Source organism: Myroides sp. LJL116 (assembly GCF_054871685.1).
Genome location: NZ_JBTXLR010000003.1, coordinates 29,569 through 45,633, shown reverse-complemented (window position 1 = coordinate 45,633; position 16,065 = coordinate 29,569). Strand labels below are relative to the sequence as shown.

The 16,065-nt window shown below is 31.2% G+C and carries 14 protein-coding genes; 2 read left to right on the top strand and 12 right to left on the bottom strand.

Annotated features, from left to right (window positions below):
- Positions 1–379: 379 nt before the first annotated feature.
- The 12 genes from ACYSNM_RS03600 to ACYSNM_RS03545 form a co-directional block, all read right to left on the bottom strand.
- Positions 380–811, bottom strand: coding sequence for a hypothetical protein (locus tag ACYSNM_RS03600; RefSeq protein ID WP_461755651.1), 432 nt, complete (start codon positions 809–811; stop codon positions 380–382).
- Between the two features lie 443 nt (positions 812–1,254).
- Positions 1,255–1,599: an immunity protein Imm33 domain-containing protein gene (locus tag ACYSNM_RS03595; protein WP_461755650.1), complete on the bottom strand. Its 345-nt coding sequence runs from the start codon at positions 1,597–1,599 to the stop codon at positions 1,255–1,257.
- Between the two features lie 6 nt (positions 1,600–1,605).
- A complete protein-coding gene (locus ACYSNM_RS03590; RefSeq protein WP_461755649.1) occupies positions 1,606–2,274 on the bottom strand; it encodes a DUF6304 family protein in 669 nt (222 codons plus the stop codon).
- A gap of 9 nt (positions 2,275–2,283) precedes the next feature.
- Positions 2,284–3,261 (bottom strand): hypothetical protein, encoded by a 978-nt coding sequence (locus tag ACYSNM_RS03585; protein WP_461755648.1) that lies wholly within the window; start codon positions 3,259–3,261, stop codon positions 2,284–2,286.
- Positions 3,262–3,271: 10 nt separating this feature from the next.
- The gene (locus tag ACYSNM_RS03580; RefSeq protein WP_461755647.1) at positions 3,272–3,988 is read right to left on the bottom strand and encodes an SMI1/KNR4 family protein; all 717 of its coding nucleotides are present in this window, start codon (positions 3,986–3,988) and stop codon (positions 3,272–3,274) included.
- An 11-nt stretch (positions 3,989–3,999) separates the two neighbouring features.
- The gene (locus ACYSNM_RS03575) at positions 4,000–4,593 is read right to left on the bottom strand and encodes a hypothetical protein (protein WP_461755646.1); all 594 of its coding nucleotides are present in this window, start codon (positions 4,591–4,593) and stop codon (positions 4,000–4,002) included.
- Complete coding sequence (locus tag ACYSNM_RS03570) at positions 4,593–5,294, bottom strand: SMI1/KNR4 family protein (RefSeq protein ID WP_461755645.1); 702 nt, start codon at positions 5,292–5,294, stop codon at positions 4,593–4,595. Before ACYSNM_RS03570 ends, ACYSNM_RS03575 begins: the two co-directional genes overlap by 1 nt.
- Positions 5,295–5,360: 66 nt before the next feature.
- Positions 5,361–5,912, bottom strand: coding sequence for a DUF4303 domain-containing protein (locus ACYSNM_RS03565; RefSeq protein WP_461755644.1), 552 nt, complete (start codon positions 5,910–5,912; stop codon positions 5,361–5,363).
- An 85-nt stretch (positions 5,913–5,997) separates the two neighbouring features.
- Positions 5,998–6,483 (bottom strand): hypothetical protein, encoded by a 486-nt coding sequence (locus ACYSNM_RS03560; protein WP_461755643.1) that lies wholly within the window; start codon positions 6,481–6,483, stop codon positions 5,998–6,000.
- Positions 6,484–6,665: 182 nt separating this feature from the next.
- Positions 6,666–7,100, bottom strand: a complete 435-nt coding sequence (locus ACYSNM_RS03555) for a hypothetical protein (RefSeq protein ID WP_461755642.1) — start codon at positions 7,098–7,100, stop codon at positions 6,666–6,668.
- A 119-nt stretch (positions 7,101–7,219) separates the two neighbouring features.
- Entirely contained in the window at positions 7,220–7,780 is a 561-nt protein-coding gene (locus tag ACYSNM_RS03550) for a hypothetical protein (RefSeq protein WP_461755641.1), read from the bottom strand.
- Between the two features lie 181 nt (positions 7,781–7,961).
- A complete protein-coding gene (locus ACYSNM_RS03545) occupies positions 7,962–8,726 on the bottom strand; it encodes a hypothetical protein (RefSeq protein ID WP_461755640.1) in 765 nt (254 codons plus the stop codon).
- Between the two features lie 2,627 nt (positions 8,727–11,353).
- Here ACYSNM_RS03545 and ACYSNM_RS03540 point away from each other — a divergent pair.
- Positions 11,354–13,411 carry an ATP-binding protein gene (locus ACYSNM_RS03540; protein ID WP_461755639.1) on the top strand — a complete coding sequence of 686 codons (2,058 nt, stop codon included), beginning with the start codon at positions 11,354–11,356 and terminating at the stop codon, positions 13,409–13,411.
- Between the two features lie 434 nt (positions 13,412–13,845).
- Positions 13,846–15,879 carry a sensor histidine kinase gene (locus ACYSNM_RS03535; RefSeq protein ID WP_461755638.1) on the top strand — a complete coding sequence of 678 codons (2,034 nt, stop codon included), beginning with the start codon at positions 13,846–13,848 and terminating at the stop codon, positions 15,877–15,879.
- Positions 15,880–16,065 lie beyond the last annotated feature (186 nt).

Here is a 16,065-nt window from a genome sequence, read left to right as displayed (position 1 = left end):
ATACTCAGTCAAACATACCTCTGACAAATTCTCATGCGATGCTCCTATCCAAATCTTTCTAATTCACTCTTCTGCATCGATCTCTACTCTATACACGCTACTTACAGAGCCTTTGATCTCTTGTAGATGTCCTTTACTATCATAGGTAAAGCCAATGGTAAAACGCTTTTTATTGCTAATAACAGGGAGTAGATGGGGATCTTGCTTATTCTTATACGACTGGTACTAAACAAGTATAACTGTTCTTGTTGGTTCCTTATATGGTAATTCCCATCCTCGCGATAGCATAGCCATACTTTTTCTCAGTGGTGGTATTACTTCAATATCATAACACAGACCTTAATAACACTATTTTACATTACCTTCCATCTATAACTTATTAAGTTAAAACTTCAAAATGCCATTCTTTAGGATAATCTTTCTTAATCATATTAAATAATAAAACAAAATTATTAGAATGTTCATTTGTCAAAATTGAATAAAAATAACTATGACATAAACAACAAACTTTTTCTTTAGGTGAAACAATAGAATAAAAAGAGTCCGATTCATATTCTACTTCATACCATGTCCAGCCATATTCTTTTTTTATCAAATCACCAAATAATGATCCAAATTTATAAGCTAAATCCTCAATATCAAACGTGTTTTCTTTACGTTGTTCTTCTACGATTTTTTTCATTCTCTTTAATACCTCTAAACTTGAAACATTAGATTCTGCATCTAATATTTTTAAAGCCTCTAATGATAAAGTACATATTTCTTTATTTTCATTATCATTAATTATTCTATAATTTTTAAAATCACTCATACCTTTTATTTTTATTTAACCCATTTTATTATAATTATTTTTACTGCGAGGAACATTTCCTTCTCTAATTTGTGCTTTTAATTGTCGATTCAATTTTCTCATTTCCTAACTTATTTTTTTTCACTATATTTGTAGCACAGAGGGACAGGGTAAGGCCTCCCATTGTGCCGAAGCATTCTTAAAATATTAAGGATGCTTTTTTTATTTTAAGTTGATAATATCCTAAAACACAATCGACATTGGAATACTCTGTGCTATTAATAATAAAACAATAGTAAATATATAGATATTTTAGTTATCTCTGTTTTTTAGAACCAAGTATATATGCATACAAAAAGGTATACTATAAAAGTAATTACTCTTATAGTATACCTCTTTTTTCTAGTTAGTTAAAACTTAATAAACCTCCTTATCTAATAAATAAAAACACAAGTTAAAAACTGTTATTTCAGATAGTTTGAGTCAAACCAAACATCCTCATACCCATTGGAATCAATTATAAATCCCCAGCCCTCTGGTAAACCTAAATAGTTAATTATAGTAGTATTCTTATCTAATAAATGCCCTGCACAAACAGGCTTGTAAAAATCATCTGCATAGGAATACTCTCCAGACCAAATAAACCAACCATTTGTGTTTCCTTTTTTAAAATTTCGTATTCCATAAATGGGAGTTAAACTTAAATCATCGGCCAATCCCATAATCGAACTCTCCGATGTACTAACCCAATTGGCACCATATTTTGCGCAAATCTCTTTTTGTTTCTTCTCGAAATCTTTCCAATTCATCCCTATCTATTTTACTGTTCCTCTATATCCTACTACTATATCTCTACTTTGGAAATCCTCACAGCAATAAAGCTCTTGTTGCAAAGCATCTGGCTCATCTAAATTTAGATACTCTTGTTTTGTTACTATTTTTAAATACGCTTGCTTTTGGTTTTTAAAGCACAACATCGGTCCTATTACGCCTTGTCCATATACAGAGTAATCTGCAAACAAACAACCATAGCAATTTTTGAAACGATATCGCCCTTTAAAAGCATGTTGTAATTCATCAAATACCAACTCTAAGAAATCACCCGCCGCCTCAAATAACTCATCGTGTATAGAAAACGAAATTTGCGTGCGATCTACTCCCTCTCTTTGAGTGTAAAAACATTTAGCTTCTACTGAAAATTCTTCTTTAAGCTTTGTATCTATCAAATTTAGTGGCAATTCAAAGCGTAAGATATAATTTACAAGTTCTAGGTACTCTTGTTGCCCGTTTTTGTATACTTCTAAATCAAAAATATTTAAATCACTGGAATTGTAGATATTATGTGACTTCAATTCTAAACTTCCAAAATCACTACCTTCGAATAAGACCTTGCCAACCTGCAGGTAAAACTGTTTAAAATCATTAGTAATAATAGCCTCATAACTTCCCCATTTAGTAGTAAGTATCCCTTTGTAAACTTGCATAGTATATCATTAAGTATATTCTAAAGAGATTACTGCTTTTTTCAGGTCTTTGTTATAAAACAAATACACGCTATCTGCACCATAGCACTGAAACAAATAGCCAGTAAAGCGCCCTACATAATTAAAAACATTACCATCCTTATCTTCTGGTAAATGTATTAAATTAGTGTTTTCAAAGCTTTTCATTTCTTCCAAACTCACTTTGTACTCTTGCATAAATTCTTGCTCTTCCTTACTCTGAAAGGCAATATCATCCAATACTCCAAAAAATTCTGGGTAATCATATTGGGTGTCTTTTTGCACTTTGCTTTCTAAAGCCTCAAGTGTACTTACTTTTGAATCATAATTACCCGGAGGTAATGGATAAATATGTTGGTGCTTTTGGTAATAGCTTTTTATCACCTCAAATGTATCTTTATTTAACTCGTATGCTCCTTCCACGGTGTTGAATTGTTCTTCTAACAGTTTTTTTTGCATACGATCCAGCGTAGCGTTAATTAATCCAGAGTCTTTAGAGCTGGTTAGAAATTTAAACTTAGATAATATTGCGTTTGCTAAACTTTCTGTTACTTGTTCTCCCATAGCTACAAACCAAGCATCTAAATCCTGCGAAGTATGTAAACTAGGCAATGCTTCCCTAAATTTTACAAATACCTCCATGAAGTTTATCTTGGGCTTTTGTGTATTGCTTTCTATAACAAAGTAATCCCAACTAGCATCAAACTGATACTTATCCCCTACTACATTAAAACCTAGCATGTCTTCTTTACAAAATTCAGTATGGAACTCATAGGTTTCTTGTCCCACACAGCCATCGTAAATTTCATTGACAGAAACAAAGTGAACCCACTGATCCTCATTTGGATCAATCGCTTTTAAATTTAAAGAGCAAATCGGTAAAAAATGCTTCTCATATTGCTTCATATCCCCTATGAATACATCCTGGTGGCTGGGAAACAATCTAATATATTGTGGATCTAAATTCATCCTTTTTGTTTTAATTTTTTGGTTTGGTATAATCAAATTCTTTATTGAGGTACTCAAAATCAATTTCACGTTTTAACAGAGCTTCAACTTCATCATAGGTCAATAAGCCCTGAGCCTCCCAACTAGAGCCATTAGGTATTGTATAGGTGTATTCTACAAGATCTTTTTCATATACCTCCTGTAAGATTCTAACCTGTTTCTCATTCAAATAAGGCGCATGAGTGCGCAATTGATTCTGCAAATTTACTTTAAAGTCCAAGGGGTTTTCTTCATAAAACATAGAGTACTCATCTATATCACACACTGCTTCTAGTAGCTGTCGAAATATAAAATCTTGTAGATTTTTTGCCATTACTACTGCTGTACTCTCATCATGAGGCAGAAAAGTAATTGGAATATCAAAACCATCTTGTAAATCATACTCAAATACATAGAGATCACCTGCTCCATTTTGGGCAAATGGTACAAACTTATACCCTTTATGAATATCATAGACTTCACAATTCTTAATCTCGGCAATGCCCTGTTTGTAAACAATAGGGTCCCAAATTTCTATATCTACTGCAAACAATAATAGAGGTGGATTTTGTTTTAAGGTGGGAAAAACAGTTTCATACCAGTTGGATTGTTGTTCCCCCCAATTTAACATCCCGCTTGTATATAATTGATGATACAAAGAAGGATAGCTAATGTGCAATTCTTCTTCTAATGTTGATAGTTGTTTCATAGGTAGTTGTATTAAGTATTTCTTTCTAAACAAATATAATTTTGTTGCTTGGTATCATAGTAAATATCCACAAATGGTTCGTTTTGTAGTCCTACTTGGTATAAAAACTCTAGCTCTTTATTCCATTGCAGAGGAGTATCTTCTTCTGGCCAAATAATCGCCCAGCCACCACTATAAGCATAAGCTTCTTGCGAGCTATAAAGAGGATGATTATCCATCCAAAAATCGATGTAATCTTCATTGTATATACCCTGTAAATCAAATAAGTCATTAGCATCTGTCTTTTGAGTTTCTAGCCACTTTGCAATATCCTTGTCTGCGAAATGCATCAGGTGTTCGAAATTTGGATATACCTTTTTTTCTACACCTTTTAGCGGTATATACTCCTGTAGGTCTACATCTTCTAAGTCTATTTGTTCAAAAATATACTCGCCATGCTGATTTTCAATTAAGCCCATCCATTTATTGTAATGTAAAACTATAAATCTAAGTGCTTTTTCTTCATTTACATAGGCTACCACTTGCTCTTCGGAGTTTGCTTCCACAAATAAAATAGTATTTTTTATAAGTAACTCTGCTTTTTCTTTTAATTGACTAATTTTCATTACTGCTGGTATCTATTAATACTTAATCCATTCCAAAACTCGGAGAAACTAGGCGCAACTTTTACAAACAAAACCTTTTTTAATTCATCCCTTACCAAGTCATATTCTGGAGTGTCTAGGTCTGTTTTAGCATCTATAGCATATTTATCATAAATAGCCTTTATACGTTTTTCAAAAAAATCACCAAAGAACTGAGCTGGATGCGTTGCTTTATTGTGTAAATAGTAAATACTACCATAATCCTCTTGGTATAATGACATAGCTAATACATCCCCCGAACCTTCATAATTGCAAAGTCCTATGGAAATCATTTGCTTAGGTAAAATATCATATTCATCCCTTGAATAATGATTAGATGGTATAAGGGAATAAATGTCCCAATTTTCTATTTGATCTTCTAAAGGTCTCATCTGTTGTTCTAACCATACTGTATATAACATAATTAAACTAGGGGTATCTATACTACCATCTTTATATACTAGAGGGGTTTCAAAGTTTACTGTCTCTTGGTAAGCATCAGAAGTATCCTCCAGGTCATTAGGGTATATAATCCCACCATTATATTCCAGTAAAAAACGCTTATAATCTTCTGGTAATGGTGCAAAATTAAATTCCTCTTGTAATTGCTGCTCAAATCTACTAAGCCATTGTGCGTTTAATTTAGGAAATGACTGCTTTACCTGTATTTTAGTAGTTTCCATAGTATTATTTTTATTCTTATCTATTTCAGTACAAGCCTTTAAGCACTGTTTATTTTAATTATCTTTTTATTTCTTCCAAGTTTTCATCCAATTCAAATATTCACTTAGATAAGGTTCTTCATTTAACAAAGAAATCATTGCTGCCAACTCTACTTTATCCATTTCATAATCTGTAACTGAAAACATCAAAAAAACATCATACCCCAACACAGCTTTAAAAAAACCTTCTTTTTTTAGCTTGTCTAATACTGCTATACATACCCTATATAAAGAGCTTTGAAATACTCCAAAGAGAACTTCATCTTGGTCCTCTTCGTATTTTTCATCTTCCACTTCATCATACAACATACTACATATACTACTAAATGCTTTCTCTGCACCTTTGGCTTCATATTTCCACTCCGCAGGTTCATATTTATAATATATCTGCTCTCTCTGTGGTTTTGTCTGTAAGTACTCTACTGTGTTTGTACTAGGACATACTGTCATTGCTCCCTCATCGCTATACAAAGCAAAAGCATAAATCTGCTCTTGTTTATGCTTTGTTACAAGTTCTATAAAAGCACTTCTAGTAGCATCTTCGATACTACTAGCTAATTTTTCAAAATCGAACTCCATGATTTTATCCCTTTATATTTTTATATGAACAAATATCTTCCTTCATAGGGTTAGACACTTTGTATATTTAGATTAGCCTTTTCTATTAGTCTATTTCATAAGGATAGCACTCACTTAGACCTGGCTGTATATTATCTAAGGCCTGGTTAAAAGCAACTAAACCACCTGTAATATCTTCTCCTTGTTCTATATAGTGCTCAACTTGAGCGCATATACTAGCCATAGCTATCCACTTTTCAAAAGTAATATGCATTGGCTGCATGTTAAATTCTAGGTCATGGTCATAAAAAAACACCTTCCCTTTCTCATTCATAAACCAACGATCCCCTTGTCCTGATCCTGCAAAACACCAATAATTTATTAGCCCGAATTCCTTATTTTCGTTTGTTGCTTCTACTGCCCCATACAAAATGCAGTCAGCAGCTAAAACTGTAGTTGTAATCTGTGTAACTACCTTTAAATACTCCGATGTAAAGGGAAAAGTAATTCCTTTATTGAAATTCTGTTTGCATGGATTATTACTAATCAACTCTTTCACAAATACTTGAAGAGGTTTTGATTCAAAATTCATATCTCGTGACTTATAGTTTCAAAACTAAGGGATTTTATATTTTAAAAAAATAGTGGTTTATAGGGAGATTAAGCCTTAGTTAGTAGGACTACTACCAAAATATAAATTCTACAAATTCAGAGCCAATGAGCTATTCAACATTTTTTAATTAACCAGCTATTTAATCAGGACCCTAATTATTCTTATTTATATGCTTTACTACCAAATAAATACTTAAAAGAAGGATAATCCTTTAAGTCAGGATACTTTTGCCTGTGATAACAATCCCAATAACTTGCCACTTGACTTCGAATACGTCTAGTATATGACTTATTTTGTAGTAGAAAACTGTCTACCCAAGCCTTTTGTTGTTTTGTGCTGTGTTTGCAAATTATCTCACATATTTCTACAACATATTCTCCTAAGAGCTGTACCAAATAAGGAATACACTCCTTAGGGTATAAGTGCATCAACCTTTGGATAGCACAACTCCTTATAAAGCCATTGTGATGTCTTGTAAAAAGTACAAGCATCGTAAAATCAGATACACTTACCACTTGTTGTTCAGTTACTTGTGGGTAAACTCGATACTTAAAGCAGTAGGTTTCACCTTCCCATATACTTACAATCTGGTACATTTTTAACTTTATAAATTTATTTTAAAAAAGGAATCACTACTTGATAAAGGTAGTAGTAGATTATAAAAACACCTTTTTACAATAACCTATACTCCTATGAGTAAAGTTTTTGTAAAAATTTAAACCTCATTAAGGTTACTAACTATTTCAACACTTACCTCTAAACTTTGCAAAACTGCAGCATCTTCTTGTATATAACTCAGGTAAGACTGGTTAAACAGAATCCGCTCTGCATTACACATGGCTAAAGCTTCAGGGCCTGATAACTGAAATCTAGCTTTTAACAGTTTAACTACTTTCATTCTATTTGGTCCAATATCCGTAATATAGAGTTTAGCTTGTGCTTCTTCTTGCTCTTTTTGGTTTGCTTTATCTTCAAATACAAACTGATCCTGCATCCATTGATGTAAACTAAGAGCTAATACTTTCAAGTCAGCTTCTATTAAAGTACCATAAGAGCTAAGATATACCTTAGGATCTTTCTGGTCTTTAGCTATTACTGCTACTTGTGTACCAGAATCATCGGCAATGGGGATATAGTTAGGTAAATAGGTTGCAAACTCATAGGTATTATATCGCTCTATTACGGCACCCTCAGTAGTAAAAACACGAACATCCTCTTGGGAAGTGTAACCTTGATAAGCGGCTATAAAAAGATACCAATGTTCTGGTAGTTTCATTTATAATTGGATTAAGAGAGAAGTCCACAATATTTTTGCAACAACTCTACATTTAACGCATCAGCATTTTACTGCTGCTTTTTCTTGTAATACCATCAAATACTTAGAGCTACGTGCATTTACATTACTACTATCTATATTATTGACAGATTATTACTATTAAAATTCTTATTGTAAAATACTATATATTTTCTTCACTCCTTTGTCTTAAATAACTTACGATATCTTCTCGTGTTGCAATTCCTTTTTTGAAAGGTACTGCTTTGCCAAAAGCAGGCTGATAAAAGCAAACAAACTCTTGATTGACATACTTTAATCGCACTGCTGCTTCTGCATAGCCATCTTCGAAATCCCCATTCCAAACCTCTGCCAATACTTGTTGACAAAATTCGGCTTGTATGGCCAATACATCGATATCTAGCGGATTAAATTTTAACACATAGCGCTTTTGACCAATATGTAAGTCATCTATACAAGTAGTGGTAAGTTTTTGTAAAGGGTGGTTCACAGGTAAAGGTCTTCCTACTAGACTACTAGGGGCTTGTTCAAACCAAAATCCTTTGGCAAGAACTTCTACAAATTCATCATGAAAGGCAAATAGATAATGTGAATAATCACTTAGCATCTCTTCAACGGAGTTTCCCCATTCATAACTATCACCATAGTATTTTTTCTCATAGGCATAACGCTCTTGTAACCACTTAGAGTTTTTCACTTTAAAAACCCACACCACTTCATCAATCTGCTGCATTGATTCCTGGAAAGCATAGGGTAGTATTTCCCCTCTACATACTTTTATAGCATCGAGTTTATCCAGTACAATTCTACCAAACTCCTGGTCTTCTGTTTCAAAGTTAAGGGAAGTAAATTCGGTACCATAGATCACTACAGGACTCAAAACTAAATCTGCTATAACGGGTATTTTAATAGGCTCTAGAAATTCCATCACATTAATTTTTACTAATTTTATAAATTCCAAGATAAGCCCTTAGAATCCATAGTAAAATTAATGCTTTACACCAATACATACTATCGCTATTTTCAGCTATATTCTTTCTACTAAATGTACCTATTACCTGAATTATAGCGAATTTCTACTATTAAAGCTCTAATATTCAAAAAAGTATTTAATCACCATCTCATTATAGCTATATAATTATTTCCTTTGATAATAAGGCTAGAAGTTTAATTATTTGTATCTTTAAGAGAGTTCCTATTGGAAATAATATTGAGTATTATGAGAAGATTCTTCTTCTTTTTTTGCGTTTTTATCCTATTTGTCACATTCACAAGTTGCAAGGAACATATACTGCAAGGTTGTATAGAAAGTATAACCTTACTACCACCCCAATTAAATTCCTTTGGGGACTTTTCATTAGCATTGCTTTTTTTTGTAGTTGTAAGTCTTATTATAGACATAATTGCTAATTTCTTTAGATATAAAAATACCCTATTAGGCACAATGACTGCTTGGTTAATTATTGTATTTACTAGAGATTATGGTTTTTTACTTGTTTTAGCATTATTTGTTATAGGATATATATTACAAATAGCAATAACTATTCTAATTGTCGTTACACTTAAAATTTTCCGGTAAGAACTATAATTTCTTAGTATTAAATTAGAATCGCTATGGTTCGATAAAACTTTAACAAAACACAATAAAATTCAACATCCTAATACTTAGTATTTTGTGTTTAATATTTACTCATTTTCACGCAAAATCGTCAAAAAAGCCATAATTGATACAAAACAAGATAATCTATAATCTAATCTTTTTGTGGGTTCTCTATAAAATGCAGCATATTAGCGTAATATAACAAATAGATTTTTCAGAAGCTCACTAAATTAGAGAAAAAACAATTTCGTTTTAAGTTCTTCCCATTTAGTTTTTGCTCTAATAATGTTACTTTTAGGTATTTAACTCTTGCTAGATTAAGTGTATTTAAAAAGGGTTCAAGACACTATAAGTTACCTCCTAATCATTTAACACCTACGCCTATTTAATTAGTATTCAATAATATATCAATATAAAAACATATTTAAACAACTGGATAAAACGTGTATTTAAAAAGAATTTAATATTAATATTACCATCACAATGCATATTATAAAGCACTTAGTTTCTTAGGTTTTTTTATTAAATGTTTCCTACTTAGTAGTGGAGGTAAATCCGCTTTATTTTCTTTGATAAAAGTATAGCCTTCTTCCCTGTTCAGCTCCAAACTTTTAAGGATTTTTCTTTATATAACTACGTAGTATTACCAATAGAAAAGCTAGGTTGTTAAGGCTTAAAGAACCTCTAATAACTACTTTTTTATCCCAAATGTTAGCCACATACATAAGGGGCTATAATGCATCAACTACCTTTTCAATAGCATTGCTAGCATGCATATTCCAAACTTTCATTACGATAACACTTATATTTAATAAAAAACAGGTGAAAAATTAGTAGAAAGTTGATTCTAATTAAATCCCAAATAATTTCACACTATAACTATTGCTCTTAGTTATTTTATAAGTCTTAATTCACATTATATTAGTATATTATACTTGATCAAACTATATAAATACACTTTAGTTCAAATAAGGGGAAGCTGAAAACCAAGAGTAAGCAAAACTTAAATCAATTTAATATGGCTAATTTTTTTTGCGAGTATTGCGGAACCAACCGCTCAAGTGTTTCCAACTTAACAAGTAGCACATGTGCTAGACATCCACAAGGTTCTAATAAAGGTAGACACAAACTTTATGAAGGAAGTGAGAAGGCTCAATACACATGTAAGTATTGCGGCACAAACCGTTCGTCTATCTCAAATTTAACATCCAGTACTTGTGCTAGACATCCACTAGGTTCTAATAAAGGCAAGCATAGCCCAGCATTGTAAAGTTGATTTTATATAGAAAGGTAACTTTTAAGTTGCCTTTCTATATATACTTTACTTATATAATATAGTTTACAGTCTTCTATGAAGATACCGAATCTTCAACTTAAACCGAATCTAACTACCTAATCGTTGGATACTTATAAAAATACCCTACTAAATATATTTTGTTAATTTATTAAAAATATTTGTTATATTTACCGCAGTATTGATTTTATCAAGGATTAGTTCTTTTTAGATATAATCCGCTTTTAAAATGTATTTTATCCGTTTTTTTAATGAACAAGCTAAGCACCCCATAACAGATCAATTTACCTAAACCTTACTTTATGACTCAAAAGCAAAAATATTATAGTGAGCTTCTGAACCCATCGAATACTTTCTTTTTATTGGATAGCCATAACTGATAATTATGGTTGACATTATATTATGCTAGTTTAAAATTCTTTTTGCATAATAATCTCTTATTTTATGTACTTAGTCGTGTACATACACCTTAGTTTATCCTAAAATCTCCTTATCTACCCTGCTTATATAAGTAAAAAGCACCTTAGATTGATGGGGTACTAATAAAACCCTTGTGTACACTAATAAAATTGAGTTTTTATTAGGATAAAGACTATTTACAACAAATAAACTCGTAAGTAAAAACTATCTTTGACACGTCAATTAATAACTAAAAAGAAACATGAAATTCTCCCTAACTACTACGATACAATTTATACTAATTTCTTTTGCAATCCTATTGACAGCTTGCACAAAAAACAAAGATGAAAAGATACATCCAGAAGATCAAAAAATCATAGATTTTCTTGCCGCACATGATCGTTTCGAAGCTGATGAACACCAAAAACAATTGGCCGATTCTATAGGTAAACACTTAGTGGAAAGAAAAAACAATAAATCCAACAGAGAATTACTTCGAAAATACATCATACGTACATTTCCCGGTAAGGACGATTATTATTATTACATACTTAAACAAAAAGCTGAAAAAAGTGGAGACTTAGTTCATTTAGGTAATGCCCACGAGCTTCTTGCTAAGTACTATGATATAACTACTATCAGAGAAAAAGATAGTACTTTAATTAATTCTACCAAAGCCGAGATGTATTATCGCCAAAGTAATGATACATTAAACCTACTAGGGGTATTGATATTTAAAAGTATCACTTTGTTAAATGATGATCTTAATTCCGAAGCACAAACCTCTTTACTAGAGGCATTATCCTATAATGGATTAAACCATAATATTAAAACTAAGTTTACTTTGAATTTGATGTTAGGTAATGCATTGACGGGCCTGGGACAATATCAGGAAGCAAAATCAAAAATACAACAGGCCTTAGTGGATATAGATTCTAAAGAAATGGAAGCATTTCATCCTGAAAAACTACGTACTGCACTACGTATAACAGCAAAACTAGCTTTAATAAGAAATTACACCCTTTTAAAAGAGTATGATCTGGCAAAGAAAACTGCCTTAGAAACAATCGAAAAAGACGTGGATTTTACTGATGTAGCCTATGGAATTCAGATAAATTATGCAAGTCTACTTCAACTTTTAAGTGAAGCAAAAATATTAAGCAATGACTTTGATGGAGTAGAACAGGATTTAAATACAGCAATAAAGTCATTTGAAGATGCCAATTTTCCTGACTATAGTGATCAAACCAAAACAATTTTAGCAGATTATTACTTTCGTGTAAATAATCCTACACAGGCTTTGAGTATTCTTGAAGAAGTAGTAGAGAATAGTAGAAAGAACAAATTTTTATCCCAAGAAAAAGATGCCTTATTTTTACTTCTAAGTAAAACAAACATCCCTTCAAACGATCATTTCTTGCGCTATTTAGAGGTTAGTAATCTTATTAATGATCATGCTACAAATATCAGTAACACCTTTGCAAGAATCAGATTTGAATCGGATCAATTAGTAGTGAAAAACGAAGAATTAGAAGCACAAAAGAAAATTATCCTTAATACAGCCGTTGCTTCCATCCTTTTAATATTACTTGGGTTTATGACTTATTTTTTTAGACAAAAATCTAAACAGTTAAGAATTGTCAAACTTTTACAAAAAGATACAGAAAAATACTATAATTCTATTTTAGCAATGAAGCAAGAACTTGCTCTTGCCCAGAGCGTAGAGAGAAAAAAGCTTTCTCAAGATTTGCATGACGGGGTATTAAATAAAGTCTTTGTAACAAGATTCCTTTTAATGCAACTAACCAAAGAAGACCTAGATAGTAAAAGAGATATTATTGTAGATGAAATAACAAATATTGAGAAGTTTTTAAGGGATGCTTCCCACCTACTTTCTAATGAGAATGAATTTAAAACTAACTCTTTCGATACTCTTTTACAAGAATTAGTAGATCTTCAAAATAGAACTGAAAATATTGATTTTACACTATCCATAGACCCAACGATTGACTTGGAAGAACTTGGTACAAAAACCAAAATCCATTTATATAGAATCTTACAAGAAACCTTGCAAAACGCACAAAAATACTCCAATGCTAAAAATTGTTGGATTACCTTTAAAAGCATCGATGAAAATAACATTGAACTAAATGTCCAAGATAATGGAGTCGGATTTAATGTAAAAGATAACTTTAAAGGAATAGGACTAAATAATATCAAGGAAAGGGCTCGTATTATAAAAGCTAAGCTTTCTATTGCAAGCCAACCCAATAAAGGAACTATAATTACTTTAGTTTTTAAAAAGTCAATCAAAGAGTGATTATATTGTTTAAATGCATTATGACCATAACCATAAGACTACTTACTACTCTGTGTGATATAGTAAAGAAGAGAGAATGTTTTGTCAAGAAAGCTTAGTATTAAAGAGCCTATTAGTGACAATACGGCCATAATTTTCAAGTAATAACAAACAGAAAAACATTTTTATCCTCCGTTAAAAGAGTTTACAGTACAAAGGATTTACTTCCTAGATTAATTAAAATTATATAAACATAATTTTCCAAGAGGATTATCACTTTAGACTTGCTCCCCTTTAGAAGACATTTTTGCAAAAGTGCACAGAATTGCTAATACTACAGGCTGTACGATTCTACTAAAATTAGTGGAACTAAAGTTGGTGTTTAACTTATAATATAGATAAGAATACATCAGTAGAACTATCTTTGACTCGTCAGTTAAAAATAAAAAATAAATATGAAATTCTTCCTAATTACTACGATACAACTTATACTAATTTATTTTGTGATCCTATTGACATCTTGTACAAAAAACCAGGAGAAAAACCTAGCTCTAGCTGATAAGCAGACCTTAGATTTTCTTCTTAATTATAGCCGTTTTGAGGCAGATGATCACCAAAAGCAACAAGCCGATTCGATTGGTAAATTATTAATTTCAAAACCAAATAATCACTCCAATAGGGAATTACTTCGAAAGTATATCATCCAGGTAATGCCTGATAAGGAATATTTTTATAGTCTTAAAAATAAAGCTGAGCAAGATAATGATTTAACTCACTTAGGTAATGCACATGAACTTCTTGCTAAATATTATGATAGAATATTTATAAAGGACAGTACTTTATATAATTATACTAAATCAGAAATGTATTACCGACAAAATAACGATACGACAAATCTATTAAATGTATTGATATTTAAAAGCTTCACCTTAATTAACGACCGCTTTTATTCCGAGGCAGAAACCTCTATACTAGAGGCTATATCCTATAATGGACTAAACAAAAGTATTAAAGATAAATTTACCTTAACGTTAATCTTAGGTACTACATTAACAGGCCTTGGACAATATCAAGAAGCAAACACAAAAATACAAGAGGCCTTAGTAGACCTAGATTCTGAAGAAATGTTAAGATACTACAGACCAGAAAATCTACGCGCACTGCGCATTATGACAAAGCAATCCTTAATAAAAAACTATATTGCTTTACAAGATTATGAAATGGCTAAGAAAATTGCCATAGAAACAATAGAAAAGGATGTTGATTTAACTAATCTAAATTACAGAGCAGATTTAACCTACGCAACTTTACTTCAGGTTTACAGCCAAGCTAGAATTTTATCTAATGAATTAGATGAGGTAGAACAAGACCTACATACAAGTATTGAAATTTATGAAAAATCAAAAGTTTGGGATGAACTAAACCAGGTGAAAATATTATTAGCCGATTACTACTTTCGGCTAAATAAAAATGCTGAAGCATTAAACATAATAGACATAGTATTAAGGCATTCTAAAAGCCATAATCTCCTTTTTCAAGAAAAAGAGGCGCTATATTTGCTCTTAAGTAACACTACAATACCGCTTCATGATCATTTTCAACGCTATGTAGAAGTTAGTGAACTAATTAATAATGAAGCTACTAACATAAGCAATACCTTTGCAAGAATAAAATTTGAATCCGATAGCTTAATGCTAAAAAATGAAAAATTAGAAGCTCAAAAGAAAATTATAATTAATATCTCTATTGGAGCGATTCTCTTGATTTCCCTTGGATTTATGATCCACTTCTTTAGACAAAAATCCAAACAATTAAGAATAGTACAGCTATTACAAAAAGACACTGAAAAGTACTATGACTCTATTTTAGCCATGAAACAAGAACTCTCTCTTACAAAAAGTGTAGAGAGAAAAAAACTTGCCCAAGATTTACATGATGGGGTATTAAACAAAGTCTTTGTAACAAGATTTCTTTTAATGCAATTAACCAAAGAGGATTTAGAAAGTAAAAGAAATATTATTGTAAATGAAATAACTAATATTGAAACGTTTTTAAGAGAGGCTTCTCACTTACTTTCTAGACATAACGACTTTAAAACTAACTCCTTTGATACTTTATTACAAGATTTAATAGATCTACAAAATAGAAATAAAAATATTGATTTTTCATTATCTATAGATCCTAGCATTAATTTGGAAAAATTTGGTACAAATACCAAAATTCACCTGTATAGAATATTACAGGAAACCCTTCAAAACACCCAAAAATATTCCAATGCTAATAAATGCTCGATTACTTTAAAGCAAATAGGGCTCAATAATATTGAGCTTTGTGTCCAAGATAATGGAATTGGATTTAATGTAGAAGATAATTTCCAGGGAATTGGATTAAATAACATCAAGGAAAGAGCTCAAATCATAAAAGCTAAACTTTCCATTACAAGTAAACCCAATAAAGGAACTATTATTACTTTAGTATTTAAAGAATGAGAAAAACTAAAGTGATGGCCCTAGCTATAGATAGATTTACTAGAAAAAATCTCACTATTTAATTATTAAGTTAAAAGAGCTAACAACTCTCTTACTAATTTACAGGTCGATAAATTAGGGGACTAAAATAACCCGTACTTCAATTATAAAACCTAATACTACAACATATTATCAGTTAATGGTATA